The following is a 24,072-nucleotide window of genomic DNA, read 5'->3' as shown; positions in this document are numbered from 1 at the left end:
TTTCATGAAAGCTGTTTTATTTGTTGGGCACGGAAGCCGGGATCATGAAGGTAACGAGCAAATTAGAATATTTATTCGCAAGCTCCAACCACAAATTGACGAAAATATTTTAGTAGAGACTTGCTTTTTAGAATTTGAGAAGCCAACCGTTTCAGACGGACTAAAAGCATGTGTTTCTAAAGGAGCGACATCTGTAGCCGTCATTCCGATTATGTTATTGCCTGCGGGTCATTCAAAGATTCACATCCCATTCGAATTGGATGAAGCGAAAAAAAAATATCCTCATGTTTCTTTTACTTACGGAAGGCCAATCGGGGTACATGAATTAACAATAGACATTTGCAAATCCCGCCTACAAGAAATTGGCGAACCTGTTGAAGCAGTACAAGAGGAGGCAGCCGTTATACTATTAGGTCGAGGTGGTAGTGATCCAGATGCCAATAGTGACTTATATAAAATCTCCAGACTGTTATGGGAAAGATTGAATTATCCGTTAGTTGAACCTGCTTTTATGGGGGTTACGACTCCACTGATCGATGAAACTGTTGAACGGTGTATCAAACTAGGTGCAAAGAAAATTACCATCTTACCCTATTTCTTGTTTACGGGCATTTTGATTAAAAGACTGGAAAAAATGGTAGAAGACTATCAATCTACTTATCCTCATATCCAGTTCCAACTGGCAGGATATTTTGGTTTCCATGAAAAATTACAACAAATTTTATTAGATCGGATGAATGAAGCGCTACAAGGTCAGGTGGTTATGAATTGTGATACTTGTCAATATCGACTAGGTTTAGTTGACCACATTGATCATCACCATCATCACGACCATGACCATGATGATGATCACCATCATGATCATCATCATGAGGAGGTGACGAATAAGTGATTTTATTTTTGGCAGGGACAAGTGATGCACGAAGCTTAGCCGTCCAAATAAAAGAATCAGGCTTGAAACTTTTAGCAACCGTTGTAACAGACAATGCTCGAGTGGAACTTGAAAAAGTGGGTATTGACACAATGGTCGGTCGTTTGAACAGTGATGAAATGACCGACCTTATTGAAAGTGAAAAGATCGAAGCCATAGTGGATGCAAGTCATCCATTTGCAGAAGAGGCATCAAAAAATGCGATTCTTGCGGCGAAAAATGCTAATATTCCGTACATTCGCTATGAAAGACCCGTGATTGAACAAGAATATGAAAAAATCATTAAGGCTTCTAGTTATGAAGAAGCGGCGGAAATAGCGGCAAAAAAACAAGGAGTCATCTTTTTAGCGACGGGCAGTAAAACATTGCAAATTTTTAGTGAAATATTACTTTCTTGTCCAAACACTCGCATGATTGCCCGCATGTTACCAAGAAAGGACAATATGGAAAAATGCGAACAATTAGGAATTCCGCAAAAAAATATCGTGGCGATTCAGGGGCCATTTACAAAAGAATTTGACCAAGCCCTTTATCGACAATATGGGGTGACTTTACTCATTACGAAAGACAGTGGAAAAGAAGGATCTGTCAATGAAAAGGTAGCAGCTGCTAGAGAATTAGATATTGAAACGATTTTGATCACTCGCCCTAAAATCGAGTATGAAAATAAATGCACTACTTTTAAAGAGGTGCTAGAACAGCTCCCACTAGTATTAAGTAAATAAGAATATAAGTTTTCCACTGGTGTTCAGGGGCAAACTTTGTGACCGTCAGACCAAGTTCATAAAAATAATGAAAAGAAGGAGAAATTGAAATGGAATTTTTAACGGATTTTAAACCAGAAACAGTTCAACCTCAGGAAATTGAGGGACGCAGCTTTCAAATGATTGATGAAGAAGTTGGAGAGCATTCGTATTCACCTGAGCAATATAAAGTCGTACAACGTGTTATTCATGCATCAGCCGACTTTGAATTAGGAAAAAGTTTAGTATTCCATCCAAAAGCGATTGAGGCAGGAATAGAAGCTATTCGTAATGGAAAAAAGGTTGTAGCGGATGTGCAAATGGTTCAAGTAGGAATTAGTAAGCCTCGTATCGAGAAATTTGGATGTGATGTGAAGGTTTACATATCAGATAAAGATGTAATGGAAGAAGCGAAAAGACTGAATACAACAAGAGCGATCATTTCCATGAGAAAGGCTATGAAAGAAGCAGATGGTGGAATTTATGCAATTGGAAATGCCCCAACGGCCCTTTTAGAACTCATTCGTCTTGTTAAAGAAGGGGAAGCAAAACCAGGGCTGATCATTGGAATGCCCGTTGGCTTTGTTTCAGCAGCAGAATCGAAAGAAGAATTAGCAAAATTAGATATTCCTTTCATTACAAATATCGGCCGTAAAGGCGGTAGTACGGTTACAGTTGCAGCATTAAATGCCATCTCATTATTAGCTAATAAAGGGTAATTAAAATGGAAAAAACAAAAAAAGGTCAATCCATGCGGGAAGGGTTCACAACGGGCTCCTGTGCCACAGCGGCAACAAAGGCTGCATTGATCACATTATTAACGAAAGAAGAACCAGCTGAAGTGACCATCTATTTACCCGCAAGAAGATTCGCAACTTTTACAATCGAAAATATATCCTACCAAAATGATGCTGTAACTGTTGGAATTATTAAAGATGCTGGTGATGACCCCGATGCGACCCATGGCGCCCTCATTCAGTCGACTGTTTCATTTAATAATGAAGCCAATATTATGCTGGATGGTGGGGTCGGTGTGGGAAGAGTGACGAAACCGGGATTACCCGTATCAATCGGGGAAGCCGCGATTAACCCTGTCCCAAGAAAAATGATTTTAGGAGTTGTAGAAGAGGTTTTAAACGAATTCAATAAGAATACTCAAGGAGTAAATGTTGTCATCTCTGTGCCCGCAGGTGAGGAGATTGCCAAAAAAACCTTAAATGGAAGATTAGGAATCATTGGTGGGATTTCAATTTTAGGAACGAGAGGGATTGTCGTTCCTTTTTCTACTGCTGCCTTCAAAGCAAGTATCGTGCAAGCTATAAAAGTGGCTAGAGCGGTGAATTGTGATCATGTTGTGATTACTACGGGTGGCCGAAGTGAAAAGTTTGCCATGAAGGAATATGAAGGCTTACCCGAAGAGGCCTTTATCGAAATGGGCGATTTTGTAGGCTTTACATTAAAAATGTGTAAAAAGCTTGGGGTCAAACGAATATCGATGGTTGGAATGATGGGGAAATTTTCGAAGATTGCCCAAGGAGTGATGATGGTGCATTCCAAAAGTGCACCTGTACGGATCGACTTTTTAGCGGAAGTAGCAAAGGAATCCGGGGCCACTCCTGAATTAATTGAAGAAATCCATGAGGCAACGACCGCCTCATATGTTGGGGATCTAATGCTTCAAAACGATCTGCCTTTATTTTTCCAAACGTTATGTGGATATTGCTGTCAGCATGCTCTTGAAGAAATGGGGGGCGGGTTGATCGTAGAAACGAGTATTTATACGTTAAAAGGTCAGTTTTTAGGAAAGGCGTGTTCTTTAGGTGAATAAAGTAAAAGTAATTGGGATTGGTGATAATGGGCTAGCAAGTCTACTCCCCATGTATATCGAATGGATCGAAAAAAGTGAAATATTAGTTGGCGGTGAAAGACAACTCTCCTTCTTTCCTAATTATAAGGGGGAGAAGCGAGTGTTAAAGGGAGGACTCCGCTCTCTAATTGATCAATTAAAAGAGGAACAAAGGGAAACCGTGATTCTAGCCTCTGGTGATCCGCTTTTCTATGGGATTGGGGGATATGTTGCTAAAAAGATGGAAGTTGACATCTATCCGAATATGAGTTCTGTACAATTGGCATTTGCCAGATTAGGAGAGTCATGGCAAGATGCATATTTTACGAGTGTACATGGAAGAAGCATGGCGGGTCTGGCACAAAAAATAGATGGCAAAAAGAAAATTGCGATTTTAACAGATGAAGAGAATCATCCAGCCAAAATTGCACGTTATTTACTTGATTTTCATTTTGCAGATGAATACGAAATGTTCGTCGCTGAAAATTTAGGAGGAGAAAAGGAACGCTGTAAACTCTATTCATTACAAGAGGTAACAGATTTGACCTTTTCTTCATTAAATATTGTGATTTTAAGGAAAGTGAAAGAGGGCAAGATGTGGGGGCTTGGTATTCCAGATGAAGAGTTTTCACAAAGAAAACCGGACAAGGGCCTCATCACAAAGAGAGAGATTCGCACACTGACACTAGGCGCCTTACAATTACAAAAGGATAGCATCGTTTGGGATATCGGAACATGTACCGGGTCTGTGGCGATTGAAGCCGCAAAAATTGCGAATGAAGGACAAGTTTTCGCAATTGAAAAAAATGAAGGGGATCTTGAGAACTGTCGTCAAAACATGAGAAAGTTCAGAACAGATTTTACTGTTCTTCATGGAAAAGCTCCAGATGGTCTTGAACAATTTCCACCACCAGATGCTGTTTTTATTGGGGGAACCGCTGGTGGAATGAGAACGATTTTACAAATTTGCTGTGAAAAGTTACGGGAGAATGGGAGAATCGTTGTCAATGCGGTGACCATTGAAAATTTAGCCGAAGCCATCACTTGTTTTAAAGAATTTAATTTTGACACGAATATTACGATGGCACAGATTTCAAGAAGTAAACCCATCTTGAATTTAACGAGATTTGACGCCTTAAACCCCATTTATTTAATTACAGCGAAAAGAAAAGAAGGTGAATGTTGATGGTCGGAACATTATATGGAATTGGTGTAGGACCAGGGGATCCTGAACTGATTACAGTGAAAGCATTTCGAAAGTTGAAAGAATCAAATGTCATTGCCTATCCGAAAAAACGACGAGGCAGCAAAAGCTATGCCCAGAAAATTATTGACGTCTACGTGAATACGATGGATAAGGAAATGTTAGGGCTCGTTTTTCCGATGACGAAAGATGAAGATATTTTAGAAAAATATTGGAATGAAACAGCTGAAACAATTGCAGGGAAACTTTTAGAAGGAAAAGATCTCGCATTTGTAACAGAAGGTGATCCATTATTATATAGTACATTTATTCATCTGTTTAACATCATGAAGGAAAAATATCCGCAAATTCCAATGCAAGTAGTGCCTGGAATTTCTTCCTTCAACGGAACAGCCGCAAGACTTGGACTTCCTTTAGTAGATGGTGATGAACAATTGGCTATTATTCCAGCAACAGATAATAAGGAAGAAATGAAGAACGCAATTGAAAACCACGATTGTGTCATCTTTTTGAAGGTCGCAAAAGTAATCGATTCCATGATTGAAAACTTAAAAGAATTAGATTTACTCCATGCGGCATCTGTTGTCACAAAAGTAACATCCGATGAGGAAATTATTTGGAATATTGAAGAGTGTGTGGATGCTGATCTGAATTACTTAACTTTAATGGTGGTGAGAAAATGAACAAAATATATATTGTTGGAGCAGGACCTGGAGCTGAAGATTTAATTACGGTTCGAGGATTAAAATTGATTCAAACAGCCGATTTAATTCTATTTGCAGATTCCTTAGTGAATGAGAATTTATTTAAAGAAGCCAAAGATGGTGCCGAGGTTTTAAAGACGGCTGGCATGCATCTAGAGGAAATGGTCGACATTATGGTGAAGGCCGTTCGAGAAGGGAAAAAAGTCGTTCGTGCCCATACAGGAGATCCAGCTGTTTACGGGGCGATCATGGAGCAGATGGCTTTGTTGAAGGAAGAAGGAATTGACGTGGAAATTGTTCCAGGTGTCAGTTCTGTATTTGCTTCAGCCGCAGCAGTGGGAGCTGAATTAACGATTCCAGATTTAACCCAAACATTAATTTTAACGAGAGCAGAAGGGCGTACACCTGTGCCAGAAAGAGAAAAACTAAAATCACTTGCAGAGCATCATTGTACGATTGCCTTTTTTCTAAGTGCGACATTAACAAAGAAAGTGGTTCGGGAGCTAATCGATGCTGGATGGGAAAAAGAAACTCCTGTTGCGGTCGTTTATAAAGCGACATGGCCAGATGAAAAAATCGTTCGTTCTACTTTAGAACATTTAGATGAGGATATGCGGGTGAATGGAATCCGCAAACAGGCGATGATTCTAGCAGGTTGGGCATTAGATCCGCTTATTCATGAAAAAGATTATCGCTCAAAACTATATGATAAAACATTTACTCATGGATATCGTAAAGGGGTGTCCGAGTCGTGATCATTACACTACAAAATGACGAGATCCGACCACTACCAAAAAAACATTCATATGTTGTCGCTGCGATTACGAAGCATGGGGTAGAGACCGCGAGAAATTTGCGGAAGGTTTTTCCGAATATAGATGTGTATTATATGAGTAAATTTGCGAAAGGGGATGAAGAGGCACTAAATATCCATCTTTTTGAAGGAAGTGTGAGGTTGTTAATCCCCTCGCTATTTCATACATATAAAGGAATTGTCTTTATTATTTCATTAGGAGCGGTCGTCCGTATGATCGCTCCTGTATTAAAAGATAAAAAGACAGATCCAGGTGTTGTCGTCATTGATGACAAAGCTGAATATGTCATCAGTGTTCTTTCCGGACATATTGGAGGGGCGAATGAATTGACAAGAGAAGTGGCTGCGGCAATTGATGCCACTCCAATTATTACAACCGCTTCTGATGTGCAAAAGACAATTCCAGTTGATTTATTCGGAAGTCATTTCGGTTGGACATGGGATTCAAGTGAAAAATTAACACCAGTTAGTGCATCGGTTGTGAATGAGGAGAAAGTCGCTGTTATTCAGGAGTCAGGAGAAAAGAACTGGTGGATTTATCCATCGCCATTACCGGCTAATATTCATCTGTATGATTCGATTTCACAAGCTTTACAAGAGGAGCCAAAAGCTGCATTAGTCGTGACTCATCGAATACTTAAAGAGGACGAGGAAGCGATTTTACAAAATGGGGTCGTGTTCCGTCCGAGAGTCATTGTGCTAGGGATGGGATGTAATCGTGGGACAAGTGCGAGTGAAATTGAACAAGTAATCATCGAAACATTAGATGAATTGCAAATCTCCATAAAAAGTGTGAAAGCGATCGCCACGATCGATTTGAAAAAGGATGAAGAGGGCTTTCTTGAAGTGGCACAAAAATACGATTGGGAGTTCGTTTATTACACACCTGATGAGCTTAATGAAATGCCAATTGATGACCCATCTGACACGGTTTATAAATATACTGGCGCATACGGTGTAAGTGAACCCGCTGCTAAACGCTATAGTGGAGACAATCAGCTTATATTAGGAAAGAAAAAATCAGGAAATGTAACAATTTCAGTAGGCATGATTCCCTTTGATGAATGATTAATAGACGGTAGAGAGGACGAAGGATATGGGACAAAAAAGACTTGTCATTACAGGTACCGGCAGTGGGGTAGGCAAAACAACCATAACGATTGGCATCATGTGTGCGTTAAAAAAGAAAGGTTTACAAGTTCAAGGATTTAAATGTGGTCCAGACTATATCGATCCCTCCTATCATACAGCTGTAACGGGTAGACAATCGCGAAATTTAGATAGTTGGATGTTAAATCATGAGACGGTAAAAGATATATTAAAAGTTGCTAGTGAGAATAGTGATATTTCGATTATTGAAGGGGTTATGGGATTTTATGATGGAAAGAGTCCAACTTCTGATATCGGAAGTACGGCAGAGATTAGTTTGGTCACGGAGAGTCCCGTACTCCTTGTTGTCAATTGTGCGAGTATGGCGAGAAGTGTCGCGGCGATCGTAAAAGGTTTCCAAACTTTGAATGAGAAGGTACGAATTGTTGGCGTGATTGCCAATCGAGTCGGAAGTGTTGGGCATTATAAACTGGTAAAAGCGGCAATTGAACAAGAGTGTCAAATTCCTGTTGTGGGTTATTTACAAAAAAATGATCAACTATCCATTCCCGAACGACATCTAGGATTGATTCCATCTATTGAAAGGGGAGAACTTGACGACTTTTTTGAGCAGTTAGCGTCTTACATAGAAGAATCGATTGATCTCGATCAAATCCTCTCTCTTGCTGAGGCTTCTGAACTGACAATTGACAACGATTCATCCGTTTTTAAAAGAAAACAACAGCCACCTGTACGGATTGCTGTTGCCAAAGATGCCGCCTTCAATTTTTATTATGAAGAAAATTTCAGATTGCTAGAAAACTATGGCGTTAAACTTCACTATTTTTCCCCATTAAAAGGGGAGAAACTTCCAGATGATATCGATGGGTTGTATATTGGCGGAGGTTTTCCTGAAGAATTCGCTAGTGAACTGGCTGCAAAAACCGATGTGAAATTATCAATAAAAACCGCAATTGATCAAGGATTACCAACCCTTGCAGAATGTGGCGGATTCATGTATTTAACAGAACAATTAAAGACAACAGATGGACAAGTTTTTCCGATGGTCGGCGTAATTTCTGGGGGAGTTGAAATGCAAACAAAGAGGGCTGCGCTTGGGTATCGTGAAGTGTCTGGATTAGATGGAAACTATTTATTGCCGAACGGATTGAAAGCGAGGGGACATGAATTCCATTATTCTACATTTCATCCGAAAGTGGACCTTCAAGCAGCTTATGAAACGAAAGGGATGCGTGGTGTAAAACAAGAGGGAGTCATCGAGAAAAAAGTAGTGGCAGGTTATACGCATTTACATTTCGCGAGTTGCCCGGAACTTGTTCAAAATTGGTATGAGGAATGTCTCAGGTTTCAACGGAGTAAAAGAAGAAACTAGTTTTGATGAAGAAAAACACTGAAAAAACAGTGTTGGGAGGAAAGAATGTGGAAAAGGGAAAAGTGTTTTTAGTAGGGGCAGGACCTGGGGATCCAAAGCTCATCACTGTTTATGGATTGGAATGTATTAAACAAGCAGACGTCATTTTATATGATCGCCTCATTAATAAGGAATTACTGAATTATGCGAAACCAAGTGCAGAGCTGATTTATTGTGGAAAACGCCCTGGAAAACATGCGCTCATTCAGGATCAAATTCACTCACTTTTAGTAGAAAAAGCACTTGGGGGCAATACCGTTACACGACTTAAAGGGGGAGACCCATGTGTGTTTGGACGTGGTGGTGAGGAAGCGGAAATATTAGCGGATGCCGGGATTGAGTATGAAATTGTCCCTGGTATTACAGCTGGAATTGCCGCCCCTGCGTATGCCGGTATTCCAGTTACACATCGTGAACATGCCTCTACCTTTGCCATCGTGACGGCCCATGGACGTGAGGAGAAAAATCAAGATTATATTCACTGGGAATCATTAGCAAAGGGAATCGACACGATTGCCTTTTATATGGGGGTAGGAAATTTACCTCATATTTGTGCGAAATTGATTGAGCACGGAAAAAGTAAAACAACCCCTGTTGCCTTGATTCAATGGGGAACAACCGCTTCCCAAGTAACCGTGGAAGGGACATTGGAATCGATTGTAAAGATTGCAGAAGAACATGCGATTACCCACCCTGCGATTGTGTTAGTTGGGGAGGTTGTGAACATGCGGAATAAAATTCAATGGTTTGAAAAATTAAATCAAGAAAATTTTCTACATTTGTAATGGAGGATGAGTTGTCAATATGACGATCTTTTCTATGTTAGAGAAACGTCGTGCGGTCAGAAATTACGAAGATCGCCCAGTTGAAAAAGAGAAAATCATTCAATTATTAGAAGCAGCTACATGGGCACCTAATGATCGATTACGAGAACCTTGGAGTTTTTACATTTTTCAAGGAGAAGGCAAAAAGAAATACCAACAAATTGCTGAAGATTTTTTATTCGAAAGATTTCCAGATAAAGAGAAATTGCGGGAAAGTTCATTGAAAGTAGTGAAAAACACCCCGTTAATTATTGTAGTTACTTCAGATATCATTGAAGACGATCCAGCTGCTTCCGAAGATAATGAATATGCTGTTTGCTGTGCGATTCATTCCATGTGGCTTGCAGCAGAAGAGCTAGGCTTAGGGTTCGTATGGCGGACAAGAGGAGTTGGATTAGTACGAGATGAAAGATTGTTTTCACTAATCGATTCACCAGAAAATAAAAAAATAATTGGCTCCCTTTTTATCGGTTACCCCGACGAAAAAGCATTAGAAAACATGAAAGAAAAAAAGCGAACAGATTACCTAGAAAAAACAACCTGGTGCCAGTAAAAATAAAAGTCTGACCCATCCTCGGTCAGACTTTTATTTTGTAAAAAAATGGAGGGTGCCTGGCACCTGACTTGCTAACTAAAACAATGTCCATGTATAGTTAATCTATATCAACAAAAAATATCCTTATTAGCATGTTTCCAACAAAAAATGGATAGAAATATAGGAATAAGCAGAAAAGCGAAAGTACCTTGACCAGCCGCGACAAGCAAAAGGCTAGTCAATACCCGTAAAACAAGCACTAGAGTTTGAAGAGATTTATTAAAGGAGGATATATATATGGCTGTAGTGGAGGAAATCGTAAAAAAGAAAAAAGGCTATCAACTTCATGTCGTACCGACTGAAAAATATAAAACGAACACACTTGTTTGGAAAATGAAGGCACCTCTTGATGAAGAAACAGTTACTTTTCGAGCAATCCTTCCTTATCTTTTACAGAGTAGCTCTAAACAATTTCCGACAACGACCAAATTACGTTCTTATTTAGATGATTTATATGGAGCAAATTTCTTCGTGGATGTAGGAAAAAAAGGCGAGAATCATATTATTAGCTTTTCTGTTGAAGTGGCGAATGAAAAATTCCTAAAGAACAGCGAACCACTTCTTGAAAAGGGAATCACCTTTCTAAACGAAATTTTATTCAATCCAAATGTAGAACAAGGAAAATTTCACGAGGAAACGGTCACAAGTGAAAAACGAAATTTAAAACAACGTCTTCAATCGGTTTTTGATGATAAAATGCGTTACGCAGGGGTGCGATTAGTGGAGGAAATGTGTGAAACAGAGCCATTTTCCTTACAGCCGAATGGAATAAAAGAAAAAGTGGATGATCTTACAGCGAAAAGTATCTATCAATACTATGAAAAGGCTTTAAAAGAAGACGAACTAGACTTCTATATCATTGGAGATGTGGATCCTACTGAAGTAGAAAATATTTGTGATCGTCTCTTTTCACTACAGGACCGAAAACCAAAAGAAATCACCATGAAACATGAGGTAAAATCAACCGTAAAAGAAATAAAAGAAAAGCAAGAGGTCAATCAAGGGAAATTAAATATTGGCTTTCGAACAGGGACCACTTATCGGGATCAAGATTATTTTGCCTTGCAAGTATTTAATGGCATTTTCGGAGGCTTCTCACATTCGAAATTATTCCTTAATGTTCGTGAAAAGATGAGTTTAGCTTATTATGCAGCAAGTCGCCTTGAAAGCCATAAAGGCCTCCTTCTAGTCATGTCTGGGATTGATTCCAAAAATTATGAGCAAGCCTTGACAATTATCAAAGAACAAATGGAAGCCATGAAAAAAGGAGATTTCACTGATAAGGAAATCGAACAAACAAAAGCCGTAATATGTAATCAATTACTAGAAACGATTGATACATCACGTGGACTAGTCGAGGTGCTATATCATAATGTTATAGCTAAACAAACGATTTCCATTGATGATTGGCTTGACCGAGTAAAACAAACAACCAAGCAAGAAATTTTGGATATCGCCCAAAAGGTACAACTGGACACCATTTATTTCTTAACAGGAATGGAGGGAGCATAAAAATGGAAAAAATTGTATTTGACCAGCTACAAGAAGAGCTTTACTACGAAAAAATGACGAATGGGTTAGATGTATATATATTACCGAAAAAAGGATTTAATAAGACATACGCAACATTTACGACGAAATACGGCTCGGTTGACAATCAATTCATTCCTTTAAATAAAAATGAATTCGTTCGTGTTCCTGATGGAATTGCTCATTTTTTAGAACATAAATTATTTGAAAAAGAAGACGGAGATGTTTTTCAACAGTTCAGCCAACAAGGTGCATCTGCCAATGCCTTTACTTCATTCACAAGAACAGCTTATTTATTCTCAAGTACATCAAATGTGATGAAAAATTTAGAAACATTGATCAATTTTGTTCAAGAGCCCTATTTTACAGAAAAAACGGTTGAAAAGGAAAAAGGTATTATCGGGCAAGAAATTCGGATGTATGAGGACAATGCGGACTGGCGCGCCTATTTCGGTCTAATCCAAAACATGTATCACCATCATCCTGTTCATATAGATATTGCGGGAACAGTTGAATCCATTGATCAAATTACGAAAGATCATTTGTATGAATGTTATCACACATTTTATCATCCAAGTAATATGTTATTATTCGTTGTGGGGTCAGTTGATCCTACCGAAATGATGCAATTTATTCGGAAAAATCAGGAAGAAAAAGACTTTAAAGAACAGCCAGAAATAAAGCGCCGCTTTGAAGAAGAGCCAGTTAATGTAAAAGAGAAGAAACAAATTTTAAAAATGAATGTGCAAACATCGAAGTGCCAGGTTGGAATAAAGGCAATGCAAACCGATTTAAAGGGAAAAGAATTGTTAAAGCAGGAATTAACGATCAATGTCATGCTAGACATGTTGTTTGGAAGAAGCAATGATCACTATTTGCAACTTTACAATGAAGGGATCATTGATGATACATTTTATTATGATTATACTGGGGAGCAAGGATTCGGTTTCGCAATCGTTGGCGGGGATACAGAACATCCTGATGAGCTTGCAGATCGTATTCAAAAAATATTACTGGAAGCTAAATCAGGTCAACATTTAACAAGTGAATCATTAGAGAGAACGAAGAAAAAGAAAATTGGTGGATTTCTAAGAGCCATTAATTCACCAGAGTATATAGCCAATCAATTTACAAGATATGCCTTTAATGAAATGGATTTATTTGATGTTGTCCCAACTTTAGAGGAAATTACCTTTGAAGCGGTTCAAAAAATGGCTCATGATTTTATCGATGAAGATCGAATGACGGTTGGACAAATTATTCCGAATCGTTGATAGAGGTTTTAATGAATATTGCCATGAAGGTGCCCGGTCCTTAATATTGCCGGGTACTTTGCTTTTGTCCGTTGTATGAATATAGGACAATGTTCATTCTTTTTATAGGGGAGAGGAAGATGAAGAAGTTTGCTTTAATTACAGGTGCTAGTGGGGGGATTGGAAAAGAGATCGCATTATCACTAGCAAAGGATGGCTGGAATATTTATTTACATTATCATCAAAATCGAAATGAAATCGAAGTTTTAATGAGATCTTTACAGCCATTTTCATTGGAAATCATTCCGATTCAGGCTGATTTATCGAGCGATGAAGGAGTACAAAAGCTTGTATCCAATATTTTTTCGATTGATGCGATCGTTTTTTCAAGTGGGCAAGCGGTATATGGACTTTTTCAAGATCTTTCCGAAATGGAATTAGATCAACTTTGGGAAGTACATGTAAAAAACCCCATTAAGATTGTTCAAAAGCTTTTACCGAAGTTTTACCGGCTAGGTCATGGGAATATCGTATTTATTAGCTCGATCTGGGGACAAACAGGTGCCGCTTGTGAGGTGATGTACTCGACAGTGAAAGGAGCCCAACTTTCATTTGTAAAATCATTAGCGAAAGAAACAGCACGCAGCGGTATTCGCATCAATGCAGTGGCACCAGGAGCAGTTGAAACGCATATGATGAGTCGATTTTCTCAGGATGAATTAGAACTTTTGACGGAGGAAATTCCCATTGGCAGACTAGCAAAACCATATGAAATTGCCAATGTAGTTTCGTTTTTACTATCTGAGAAATCCAGTTATATTACGGGTCAAATATTGAGTGTGAATGGCGGTTGGTATACATAAAAAAATATTTTTCCCGATTGAATATGATGCATATTTTACAGGAACCGTTGCAAACTATTATTGTATCTCACTAAAGGAGGTCATGATAGAATGTCTGTACTTCATAATTGGGACCAATGGAAAAGCTTTTTAGGGGACCGCTTAAATCAAGCGCAAGGCCAAGGAATGGACAAACAAGTCATTAATGATCTTGCTTACCAAGTTGGGGATTACTTAGCAAAACAAGTAGATCCAAAAAATGAGCAAGAAAGGGTTTTATCTGATCTTTGGTCTGTTGCTTCTCCAGAAGAGCAACAAGCGATTGCCAGCACAATGGTGAAATTAGTTCAAAATAACGGTTCTCGCTAAAAGAGAGGGTTCTCCCTCTCTTTTTCCTTTTAAAATTGGCTAAAATCAGATATTATATATAGATGAAAGAGTTGATCATTTTTCCAAGGATGCGTGAACGTGTCATACGGAGGATATTATGGAAAAGAAAGAATGGTATTTCGAATATGAAATTAAAACAAACCGTCCCGGAATACTAGGTGATATTTCATCGTTATTAGGGATGCTTTCTATTAATATCATTACAATTAATGGGGTCGATGAAGGTCGACGTGGAATGCTTTTATTAGCGCAAAATGAATATCAAATTGTTCGACTCGAATCAATTTTACGAACAATGGACACAATTAAAATAATCAAACTAAGGGAACCAAAACTACGAGATAGGCTTGCTGTGCGCCATGGAAGATACATACAAAGAGATGCTGATGACAAGAAGACTTTTCATTTTACAAGAGATGAAATCGGATTGTTAGTAGATTTTATGTCCGAAATGTTTAAAAAAGAAGGGCATAAATTAATAGGAATTAGAGGGATGCCTAGGGTTGGAAAGACAGAATCTATTGTTGCGGCAAGTGTTTCAGCGAATAAAAGGTGGCTATTCGTTTCCTCCACCTTGTTAAAACAAACCGTTCGGGATCAGTTAATTCGAGAGGAGTATCGATCTGACAATATTTTTATCATTGATGGTGTTGTTTCTACCAATAGGGCGAGCGAACGTCATTGGCAACTTGTGCGTGAAATTATGAGATTACCGGCAGCAAAAGTAATCGAACATCCAGATATTTTTGTTCAAAACAGTGAATATTCGATAGACGATTTTGATTATATTATTGAACTACGCCATCATCCAGAGGAAGAAATTACATATGAACTCGTGCAAAATCAGTTCTTTCCAGAATCTGACCTCGATGGATTCGACTTTTAGTATTGGTAGGTGTTTAACTTGACGGAATTGGGAAATCGTTTAAAAGAAGCTAGGAAAGCAAAAGGATTATCTCTTGAGCAAATTCAAGAAATGACAAAGATCCAAAAAAGATATTTGATCGGTATTGAAGAAGGTAATTACGATATTATGCCTGGGCAGTTTTATGTACGTGCTTTCATAAAACAATATGCGGAGGCGGTTGGACTAGACCCAGAAGAGTTGTTTGATGAGTACAAGGATGACATTCCAACTGCAAAGGAAGATGAAGTACCACAGCGCATCACAAATGTGAAAACAACATCAACGAAAGCAGTTCCGACAAAGTCTACAAAGTTTTTTGATTATTTGCCCCAAATATTAGTCGCCGCTTTTATCATTGGAGCCATTTTCCTTGTATGGGTACTTAAAGGTGGCAACCCTAGTGATGACGGAAAACAAGAAGAAACTGTACAAGTAGAAGAATCAAATCAATCGCAAAATATTAAAGAAGAATCTAAGGAAGATTCAAAAGCTGATAATAAGCAAGAAGTAAAAGGGAAAGAAACGAAGAAAGAAGCAAAAGATGAAAAGAAAAAAGTGAAGAAAAAATCGAATAAAGACCAAGCCATTCAAGTGGTTAGTACAAATGGCCGAAAAACCATTTACAAATTAGAAAATACAGATGAATTCAAACTCACTGTAACATCTAAAGGCGAGACATGGGTTGAAATCTCAGATGGGACGGGGAAAAAATACTTTTCGAATATGCTGCGCAATGGTGAATCGCAAGAACATGATTTAACAGGTCAAACTGCTGCTAAGATTGTTGTCGGTTTTGCGCCAGACACAGAGATTAAAGTGAACGGGCAAACGCTTAAATATGAGCAGTCAGCAACAGATCTTGTACGCCAGGATATTGAAATTCAATTTGAAAAGAAAGAAGAATAATGTAATTAAAAGGGAGGAGAAGTCAAATCGAGTAGCCGATATTTTGAGTGTCTAATGATTTGACTTTCCACCTTGCACTTAATTACAAACGCGTTTTCCATAATGGAAATGTTGAAATTTGGAGGTACTGCTGTGAATTTACCTAATAAGATTACGATTTCTCGGATTTTTTTAATTCCTATTTTTTTAATTATTATGCTTGTTCAATTTGAATGGGGCGATATAACGTTACTTGGTACAACGATGCCTGTGCAACATTTTGTTGGGGCGCTTATCTTTATTATTGCCTCCACAACAGACTGGATCGATGGTCATTATGCGCGAAAATATAATTTAGTCACAAATTTAGGAAAGTTCTTAGACCCTTTAGCAGATAAACTTCTTGTTTCTGCGGCTTTCATTGTTTTAGTCGATCTAGAATACGCAGCTTCTTGGATTGTGATTATTATTATTAGCCGTGAATTTGCAGTAACAGGTTTACGCCTTATTTTGGCGGGAGAAGGAGAAGTTGTGGCGGCGAATATGTTAGGAAAAATCAAAACTTGGACGCAAATTATCGCAATTTCAGCCTTATTACTACATAATATTATGTTTGAAAGCTTTTCCTTCCCATTTGCGGATATTGCATTATGGGTGGCCACCTTTTTCACCATCTGGTCTGGATGTGATTATTTTTATTTGAATCGTCATGTGTTTAAACATTCAAAATAGGTTAAACTCACGATTGATGGGGGATTTTCCCCCCATTTTTATCTTTTAGTTTCTTAAGGGGCATACAGCCCGTTAATCTATGGGGGTGTTCCGTAAATGCTCAAGTTATCTAAGCATTTTGGGACATCCCCTTTATGTCAAGGAGGAGTAGTATGAATGCAGAAATAATAGCTGTTGGAACAGAACTTTTGCTTGGCCAAATTGTGAATTCAAATGCGCAATTTCTTTCGAATCATCTTGCGGAAATAGGAGTTGATGTTTTTCGGCATACAGCTGTAGGGGATAATGCAGATCGGCTCTTGCAGGTCATCAAAGAGGCAGAAAAACGAGCAGACTTGCTTATTTTTACCGGTGGTCTTGGACCAACCAAGGATGATTTAACAAAGGAAACGATCGCCAACCATGTAAAGAAACAGCTGATATATGATGAAGAAGCTTTAGAGAGTATTCAAATTTTTTTTGAAAAAACGAAGTTAAAAATGACGGAGAATAATAAGAAACAAGCACTTGTCATGGAAGATTCTACGGTTTTACCCAATCGAAATGGCATGGCCCCAGGAATGTTCTTGAAAACAGAAACAAATTCCTACATGTTACTACCAGGGCCACCAAAGGAAATGCAACCCATGTTTCTTTCATTTGGAAAACCACTATTAATGCAATTAATTGGTCAAGTTGAAAAAATTGAATCCAAAGTATTGCGTTTTTTCGGAATCGGGGAGTCGCAGCTTGAAACTGATTTAGAAGATCTAATTCTTTTGCAGAACAACCCTACTATTGCCCCACTTGCTGGAGACGGAGAAGTGACGATCCGCATTACAGCAAAAAATTCACCAAATGCAAAGGCAGAAGATTTGATTCAGCGAGTAGAAGAAAAAATAATGGAGCGAGTAGGTAGTTATTTTTATGGATATGATCAGTCTAGCATTATGGAGGAAATGGTCAAACTTTTAAAAGAACAAAAGAAGACGATTGCTTGTGCTGAAAGCTTAACGGGTGGATTATTTCAAAGTGAATTAACCTCTTTTTCAGGTACGAGTGAAATTTTCAAAGGTGGCATCGTTTGCTATTCCAATAAAGTAAAAGAACAAATTCTAGGAGTGGCCAATGAAACACTTCATACATTCGGTGCAGTAAGTGAGCAATGTGCGAAAGAACTAGCCGAAAACGTAATGACCCAATTTGGAACCGATTATGGGATTAGTTTCACAGGTGTTGCAGGGCCCGATTCGTTAGAAGGGAAGAAACCAGGGACGGTCTGGATTGGGCTAGCTGAAAAGGGATCAGAAACAAAAGCTTTTCTATTGCAACTTGTTGGTAGTAGAAATGGGATTCGGAAACGCACGGTTAAATACGGATGTCATTATGTCCTTCAATTATTATAAAAAATCAATGAAGAAAAGGATGAAGTGCGTTAATTCCGATCGATTTTATGTATTTTTTCGAAAAAGGGATTGACGAAAGTAGAAGGAATATTCTATACTTTCCTCAAGGGTAAAAACTAAAAGAATATTTTGACTCTTATCTAGAGTGGCGGAGGGAATAGGCCCGAAGAAGCCCGGCAACCATCAGGTGGCAAATTACTTGAAAAGGTGCTAAGTCCTACAGGTCAGAAAGGATCTGAAAGATAAGAGAGGAATCGTGTATACACGCCCTCTTCTTTCAGTGAAGAGGGTTTTAATTTTATTAAAATCCTCTTATTATCATCGTATTTAGGGATTCTTATAAGATAGTTAAAAAGAAAGGGAGGAATTTAAAATGACAAAAGAAAATTGGGATTTAGAAACGATTTTATTACATGGAGGGCAAATCCCTGATCCGACAACGGGATCTCGTGCTGTTCCAATTTATGAAACAACATCTTACGTATTCGAAGATACAGACCATGCTAAAGCATTATTTGGTCTAGAAAAACCGGGGAATATTTATTCAAGAATAATGAACCCTACGGTTGATGTATTTGAAAAAAGAGTTGCTTTATTAGAAGGTGGCGCTGCGGCGGTTGCTTTATCTTCAGGAATGGCAGCTATTGCTTTTTCTATTTTAAATCTTGCTCATGCAGGCGATGAAATTGTGGCAGATTCTAGCCTATATGGTGGTACATATAATTTATTTGCCACAACTTTACCACGCTATGGGATCAATGTGAAATTTGTGGATGGAACAGATCCAGAAAACTATCGAAAAGCGATTACACCAAAAACGAAAGCTCTTTACGGGGAAATTATTGGAAATCCAAGTTTGAATGTTCTTGATGTAGAGAAAATTGCCAATATTGCGCATGAAAATGGGATTCCACTCATTGTGGACAATACTTTTGCTTCTCCTTATGTGGCGAACCCAATTGAATGGGGAGCAGATATTATTGTACATTCCGCAACAAAATGGATAAGTGGTCATGGTACCGTCATTGGTGGAGTCGTCGTAGATAGTGGAAAATTTAATTGGAATAGTGAAAGGTTCCCAGGATTTACTGAGCCGGATCATTCTTATCATGGCATAAAGTATGCTGAAATTGAAGGTCCTGCTTTTGCGATTAAATTACGTGTTCAACTATTGCGTGACTTTGGTCCGTCCATGAGCGCACACAGTGCCTTTTTATTACTTCAAGGATTAGAAACATTACATCTACGCATTCAAAAACATGCTGAAAATACAAAAGTCCTCGTTGATTACTTACAAAATCATTCGGCTGTTGAATGGGTGTCACATCCTAGTTTGGAAAATCACCCTTCACATGAATTAGGGAAAAAATATTTAAGAGATAGTTTCGGCTCGATAGTTGTATTTGGAATTAAAGGTGGCCGTGAAGCGGGTAAAAAATTGATCGACAATATTCAATTATGGTCACATGTTGCTAATGTAGGGGACGGAAAATCATTAATTATTCATCCAGCATCCACTACACACCAACAATTAAGTAGTGAAGAGTTGAAAGCTTCAGGAGTAACGGAAGAATTAATTCGTTTATCCATTGGACTTGAATCACCAAAAGACTTAATTGCCGATTTAAATCAGGCGATTGAAAAAGCAACAGGGATCGCTTTTGATAAAGTAGAAGCATAATAATTAAAAAGGGACTCCAGTTTAATTAGGAGGTCCCTTTTTAATTGAAAAACAACTTTAACCCGCCTTAACGGGCCACTCCAAAATGATTTGGAAACAAAGAAGATAGGTGGAGGATTACGGCCCCAAAAGGTCCGATAAGGTCAACTAACATTCAGTGGGGGATGAAGTTTCACTTTATCTTGCTTTGAAATTTTTGCGATTTTTTGTTTCCCCTGATATAACCCTTTGGATTAAGTAGGGTTAAACAATTGTCGAAATTTTTCGTTTACTTTTATACAAATCATTGGTACCATGAAAGAGAGTACAGTTGCCCCAATAATTAAATAGGGAGGGATGAATCCAAGGAACTTTAGAAGAATGTCCATATCAATGACTCCTTTCATTTTTTTGTTTAAAATGGCACCACCATATCTTAAAACACCCTCAACCTCAAGATCTACTTGACTTTTTGAAAATAATTGTTCTCCAGTTGTCCAATCGTTTTTTAGTTTTTCCCATTTTTTATAATGATATTTATGTAGATGGGTTTGTAGTCCGATCATATCCACTTTATATTGACGTTGTAAATCAGCCATAAGACGATCTGCTTGTTTTTTTAATTCCATATTAAAAACTCTCTCAAGTTTTTTGATATCTTTTCTTGAACGAAATTGATCACTGTAGACTTCTCCAACAATCCCTTCATATGATAGATTGATTTTAAAAGAAGGTTGCTCATCATCTTCCCACTTTACATTGAGCTTTCGTTCTAGCCTTTTGATTTCAAGTACGATATCATCGTCATGATACTTTACATTGAATAAGCCGTTTTTGAATTTTTTGTTTAATACGCTTAGCACTTTCGTTTCAACGCCATTTAAAACGCCTACAATTTTTTCAGAATCTAGGTGGACGAGAGCAGTTCCCTCTAAATGGTACTCATTCGTTTTCGTCGTTTTTAAATAGGGAAAAGCAAGATCATTTCCTCTTAATATATCCTCTTGCAAATTCCCAATAGTAAGGGCCTCATACATTTCTGGGGATCACTTTGAATTTTTTGATAGTTCTTCAATGTATAATGAGGGTACTTTTTCGATTGGGGGTTTCATAGCCAAATATTTTTTTGATCTTCCCTTCGTAATAATCACTTTAATATTTCTTCGTGACTCATCGTCTCGTAATAACAAATCAATAAGCTTAGTCAATTGATGTGGTGTCTTTAGAAGCTCTTCAGAAACTAGCATGATTTTTAAATGTTGAAAAAATAATGATCGGCTACTCCTTGTCGACGTTTCACGAATTTGTTCAAAGATGCTCCCTTTGTCGATCGTGAAATTCTTGAAAGCGACTGATTGCCCCCCTTCTGGCGAAAAGGCATTAGGTACAATCATTTGAAAAGTAGTGGACAACATTTTGTCTGTAGATTTAGGTTGAGCGTTTTTAGCCGAATCGATGGCAACCCCAGTTACAAATCCACGATTTTCAATTTCAACTTTTCCCCAGCAACCGGTTAGGAGTAATAGAGCTGTAATCAGATGTTAGAGAATGATTCGTTTCATTGACGGCTCCTTTTCAATTTAGAAATCATAAATAGTAAGGGTGTAACGATAATAGTGAAAACCACCCCAATTATGCTAACTAACTGGCTATACAAATCAACTTCATTCAAATCCTCAGGAAACAGGGCGACTAAGTGGATAAAAGGAGAAAGAATTAAAATCCATTTTTGACGATTTAGCTTTTTGATTATGGAGCTAAAAGCTAGGACAGACACACCAAATGACATGGACGTTGTATTAAACACCGTCATAATCCAAATGGTGAAAAAAATAGATTCAAATCTTTCAAAAAAACCCCCAGGTATCGCCACTTCTTTACCAAGCTCGATCGTAGGATATTGAATGTCTTGTAATCCATACGTGGAAAAGATCCCTAAGCAGGATAGAAAAATCATCACATAGACTAAAGTAGAGATGATTACGCCTAAAATCGCTGATTGTGGAACTTTTTTAGAATTACCGACCAAAAAGCCATAAAACAATATAGAAGAAAAACCTATATAAGAAGAAAACCCCTCCGTAATCGCATACCAAAGTCCTTTAAAGTCCGTTGAGAATACTGGTAAATAGTTTCCCCACTTTGTAGTTGGAAAATTTAAGCTCGCCTATAAAATAGTAATAATCATGACAATTGGAAAAAATAAGGCATTTAATCGAATAATGGTAATGCTTGAACTAAATAAAGCATATTGAATGACGAATAAAAATAATAAGGCTACGATTTCTAAAGGAGCCTCAGGTAATAAATATTGCTGAGTGACGATTGAAATGATCCGAATTTCATATCCAGCTAATAAGGCAAAGTGAACCCCAAACATAATCGTTAATATCCGAGCGAATGGTCTTTTAATCAGAGTACTTGAAATTTCGAAAAATGGTTGCCTTGGGTACTGATGAATGATTTTTCCCATCATCCATGCTGAAACCAGAACGATAATACCATAGAGAATAATCACAAACACGCCGTCAATTGCAATTGTATTCTCTGCAATCAATCTTGGCATTTGAAATACCCCTACCCCGATGACAATGGAAGCAACAGATATCATAAATTCTCCGTCAGAAATTTGGCTTTTATGGTGAACTTTTTTCATAATCTACCTTTCTCCGGTGTGATAATCATCGATCGTTTGTAAATATCCAGGCCGTCTATACTTTGTTTTTATTGGTCCACGGAAGAAGAAGTTTCCAATATCATATACATTTAAAGGAGCGAAAGGGCTTCCGTATGGAACTCCTAAACTTGTTAAATTAATTAAGTGAATGGAAAGCATGATAAATCCAAGAACGATTCCGTATAAACCAAGTAGACTAGCAACAATGATAAAACCGAATAATAAAATTCGGTAGGTCATCGCAAGACTGTAGAACGGTAAGGAAAATGAAGCGATGGCCGTGATCGCGATGACAATCACCATAATCGTACTAACAAACCCAGCCCGTACAGCTGACTCTCCTATGACTAACCCCCAACGATTCCGATTGTTTGACCAATTGGCTTGGGAGCCTTAAACCTGCTTCTCGTAACATTTCCATTGTAATTGCCATCATACTGGCTTCCACAAATGCTGGAAAAGGAACTCCTTCCCTCGATGCAGCAATGGAAAATGCGAGTTTTGAGGGGATTAATCCTTGATGAAAGGACACAAGTGCAACATAGAAAGCGGGTAAAAAGATTGAAATAATCATCGCGAGAAACCGTAATATCCGTACTAATGCCCCGATAAACCAACGCTCATAATAATCATCTGGAGTATCAATCGTATCAGCAATCGTAATAGGCGCGATAAGGACAAAAGGGGTGCCTTCCGTCATAATTGAGAGTTTCCCTTTTAATAATCCAGATATTACTCTATCTGGTCTTTCCGTATTCACAAACTGTGGGAAGGGAGACAAAGCATTGTCTTCGATCCATTGCTCAATAATCCCAGACTCTAAGGGAGTATCAATCTTGATTTTGGATAGATGGTTTTCTACTTCACTTACAATCTCGAGGTTGGTAATTTTCTCAATATAGGCTACAACCACCTTTTTGGGGGAACGTTCTCCAATGGTAAACGTTTTAAAACGCAGATTAGGATCTTTCAGTTGGTTTCGAATTTACGTAATATTTGTATCAATGTTTTCAATAAAACCAATTCTTGGACCTCTAATGAGGGATTCTGTTGCTGGTTCTTGTAACGTTCTTTTTTCACTTGAAGCGATATTTAACGAGAGTACTTTAGAAACTCCTTCGATGATGACCATGATAGAACCGGATAATAAATCGTTAACCATTGACTCTGGTTTTTCTTCTATTTGCACTGTGGAGATTTTTTCTAACTCCATCGAGAGTACTTTCGAGTATTGTGTTTTCGTTAGGTTGGGAGTGGACCATTCTTCTATTATTTTAACTGTTCTTTTAAGTTGTCCATGATCGATCAACCCATTTGTATAGATAATAGTGACAGAATTCTGAAGGAGGTTTTTTACAACAAGATCATCTGGATGACCTAATAATTCGCTGATACTTTGAATAAAAGTGTCATTCGGTTGACGGGATTTTTTTAACAGCATTGGGATCACTTATTTATTTTCTTTTGAAAATAATGTTCCCTATTCCATTATCTTTATCCATTTAGGATTGCGGACGGGAATCCTCTACCTCTATAGAGGAGAGATGAGAGTCCGCTTTTCCCGAATCCCCCTTGCGGGGATTACAGGGGAAAATTTCTATCTTTTTTCAATGACTATATGTAGTTGGA

General features: G+C 38.1%; 23 protein-coding genes, 2 pseudogenes and 1 riboswitch. Of the genes and pseudogenes, 20 read left to right on the top strand and 5 right to left on the bottom strand.

The annotated features are described in order from the left end of the window. Nucleotides 1–4: 4 nt before the first annotated feature. From J2S13_RS03055 to J2S13_RS02960, 20 genes are all read left to right on the top strand, one after another. The gene (locus tag J2S13_RS03055; RefSeq protein ID WP_307256225.1) at nt 5–892 is read left to right on the top strand and encodes a sirohydrochlorin chelatase; all 888 of its coding nucleotides are present in this window, start codon (nt 5–7) and stop codon (nt 890–892) included. Next, nucleotides 889–1,656, top strand: coding sequence for a precorrin-6A reductase (gene cobK, locus J2S13_RS03050; protein WP_307256224.1), 768 nt, complete (start codon nt 889–891; stop codon nt 1,654–1,656). The genes J2S13_RS03055 and cobK overlap by 4 nt, the downstream gene beginning before the upstream one ends. An 89-nt stretch (nt 1,657–1,745) precedes the next feature. Next, entirely contained in the window at nt 1,746–2,393 is a 648-nt protein-coding gene (locus J2S13_RS03045) for a precorrin-8X methylmutase (RefSeq protein ID WP_307256223.1), read from the top strand. Between the two features lie 5 nt (nt 2,394–2,398). Next, nucleotides 2,399–3,502, top strand: coding sequence for a cobalt-precorrin-5B (C(1))-methyltransferase (locus J2S13_RS03040; RefSeq protein WP_307256222.1), 1,104 nt, complete (start codon nt 2,399–2,401; stop codon nt 3,500–3,502). Continuing rightward, nucleotides 3,495–4,706, top strand: a complete 1,212-nt coding sequence (cbiE, locus tag J2S13_RS03035) for a precorrin-6y C5,15-methyltransferase (decarboxylating) subunit CbiE (RefSeq protein ID WP_307256221.1) — start codon at nt 3,495–3,497, stop codon at nt 4,704–4,706. The genes J2S13_RS03040 and cbiE overlap by 8 nt, the downstream gene beginning before the upstream one ends. Continuing rightward, nucleotides 4,706–5,407 (top strand): precorrin-2 C(20)-methyltransferase, encoded by a 702-nt coding sequence (gene cobI / locus J2S13_RS03030; RefSeq protein ID WP_307256220.1) that lies wholly within the window; start codon nt 4,706–4,708, stop codon nt 5,405–5,407. The genes cbiE and cobI overlap by 1 nt, the downstream gene beginning before the upstream one ends. Next, nucleotides 5,404–6,183 carry a precorrin-4 C(11)-methyltransferase gene (gene cobM, locus J2S13_RS03025; RefSeq protein WP_307256218.1) on the top strand — a complete coding sequence of 260 codons (780 nt, stop codon included), beginning with the start codon at nt 5,404–5,406 and terminating at the stop codon, nt 6,181–6,183. Before cobI ends, cobM begins: the two co-directional genes overlap by 4 nt. Then, on the top strand, nt 6,180–7,310 hold the full coding sequence (locus J2S13_RS03020) for a cobalt-precorrin 5A hydrolase (protein ID WP_307256217.1): 1,131 nt from the start codon (nt 6,180–6,182) through the stop codon (nt 7,308–7,310). Before cobM ends, J2S13_RS03020 begins: the two co-directional genes overlap by 4 nt. Before the next feature lie 28 nt (nt 7,311–7,338). Then, nucleotides 7,339–8,724, top strand: coding sequence for a cobyrinic acid a,c-diamide synthase CobB (locus J2S13_RS03015; RefSeq protein ID WP_307256216.1), 1,386 nt, complete (start codon nt 7,339–7,341; stop codon nt 8,722–8,724). Nucleotides 8,725–8,771: 47 nt separating this feature from the next. Next, nucleotides 8,772–9,548, top strand: coding sequence for a uroporphyrinogen-III C-methyltransferase (cobA, locus tag J2S13_RS03010; protein ID WP_307256215.1), 777 nt, complete (start codon nt 8,772–8,774; stop codon nt 9,546–9,548). A 19-nt stretch (nt 9,549–9,567) separates the two neighbouring features. Beyond that, a complete protein-coding gene (locus tag J2S13_RS03005; protein ID WP_307256214.1) occupies nt 9,568–10,140 on the top strand; it encodes a nitroreductase family protein in 573 nt (190 codons plus the stop codon). A 279-nt stretch (nt 10,141–10,419) separates the two neighbouring features. Continuing rightward, entirely contained in the window at nt 10,420–11,694 is a 1,275-nt protein-coding gene (yfmF, locus tag J2S13_RS03000; RefSeq protein ID WP_307256213.1) for an EF-P 5-aminopentanol modification-associated protein YfmF, read from the top strand. A 2-nt stretch (nt 11,695–11,696) separates the two neighbouring features. Further along, complete coding sequence (yfmH, locus tag J2S13_RS02995) at nt 11,697–12,986, top strand: EF-P 5-aminopentanol modification-associated protein YfmH (protein ID WP_307256212.1); 1,290 nt, start codon at nt 11,697–11,699, stop codon at nt 12,984–12,986. A 119-nt stretch (nt 12,987–13,105) separates the two neighbouring features. Beyond that, nucleotides 13,106–13,828: an elongation factor P 5-aminopentanone reductase gene (ymfI, locus tag J2S13_RS02990; RefSeq protein ID WP_307256211.1), complete on the top strand. Its 723-nt coding sequence runs from the start codon at nt 13,106–13,108 to the stop codon at nt 13,826–13,828. A gap of 90 nt (nt 13,829–13,918) precedes the next feature. Continuing rightward, nucleotides 13,919–14,176, top strand: coding sequence for a DUF3243 domain-containing protein (locus J2S13_RS02985; protein WP_307256210.1), 258 nt, complete (start codon nt 13,919–13,921; stop codon nt 14,174–14,176). 118 nt (nt 14,177–14,294) lie between these two features. Further along, entirely contained in the window at nt 14,295–15,083 is a 789-nt protein-coding gene (locus J2S13_RS02980; RefSeq protein WP_307256209.1) for a DUF3388 domain-containing protein, read from the top strand. Between the two features lie 9 nt (nt 15,084–15,092). After that, nucleotides 15,093–16,010, top strand: coding sequence for a helix-turn-helix domain-containing protein (locus tag J2S13_RS02975; RefSeq protein ID WP_307256208.1), 918 nt, complete (start codon nt 15,093–15,095; stop codon nt 16,008–16,010). Nucleotides 16,011–16,142: 132 nt separating this feature from the next. Then, entirely contained in the window at nt 16,143–16,721 is a 579-nt protein-coding gene (gene pgsA / locus J2S13_RS02970; RefSeq protein ID WP_307256207.1) for a CDP-diacylglycerol--glycerol-3-phosphate 3-phosphatidyltransferase, read from the top strand. Nucleotides 16,722–16,873: 152 nt separating this feature from the next. Then, a complete protein-coding gene (locus J2S13_RS02965) occupies nt 16,874–18,106 on the top strand; it encodes a competence/damage-inducible protein A (protein ID WP_307256205.1) in 1,233 nt (410 codons plus the stop codon). A gap of 133 nt (nt 18,107–18,239) precedes the next feature. After that, nucleotides 18,240–18,355: riboswitch (SAM riboswitch) on the top strand. Nucleotides 18,356–18,479: 124 nt separating this feature from the next. Beyond that, nucleotides 18,480–19,787 (top strand): O-acetylhomoserine aminocarboxypropyltransferase/cysteine synthase family protein, encoded by a 1,308-nt coding sequence (locus J2S13_RS02960; RefSeq protein WP_307256203.1) that lies wholly within the window; start codon nt 18,480–18,482, stop codon nt 19,785–19,787. 233 nt (nt 19,788–20,020) lie between these two features. Here J2S13_RS02960 and J2S13_RS02955 read toward each other — a convergent pair whose 3' ends face one another. The 5 genes and pseudogenes from J2S13_RS02955 to J2S13_RS02940 form a co-directional block, all read right to left on the bottom strand. Beyond that, a complete protein-coding gene (locus J2S13_RS02955; RefSeq protein WP_307256202.1) occupies nt 20,021–20,803 on the bottom strand; it encodes a Ger(x)C family spore germination C-terminal domain-containing protein in 783 nt (260 codons plus the stop codon). Between the two features lie 9 nt (nt 20,804–20,812). Next, entirely contained in the window at nt 20,813–21,256 is a 444-nt protein-coding gene (locus J2S13_RS16980) for a Ger(x)C family spore germination protein (RefSeq protein ID WP_442417881.1), read from the bottom strand. A 68-nt stretch (nt 21,257–21,324) separates the two neighbouring features. Then, nucleotides 21,325–22,422: pseudogene (locus J2S13_RS02950) on the bottom strand (GerAB/ArcD/ProY family transporter). A 3-nt stretch (nt 22,423–22,425) separates the two neighbouring features. Then, complete coding sequence (locus J2S13_RS02945) at nt 22,426–22,746, bottom strand: spore germination protein (protein WP_307256201.1); 321 nt, start codon at nt 22,744–22,746, stop codon at nt 22,426–22,428. A gap of 7 nt (nt 22,747–22,753) precedes the next feature. Beyond that, nucleotides 22,754–23,884: pseudogene (locus J2S13_RS02940) on the bottom strand (spore germination protein). Between the last annotated feature and the right edge of the window lie 188 nt (nt 23,885–24,072).

It is taken from the genome of Oikeobacillus pervagus, from assembly GCF_030813365.1.
Lineage (GTDB): Bacteria > Bacillota > Bacilli > Bacillales > DSM-23947 > Oikeobacillus > Oikeobacillus pervagus.
This window is presented reverse-complemented; position numbering and strand designations above follow the sequence as displayed.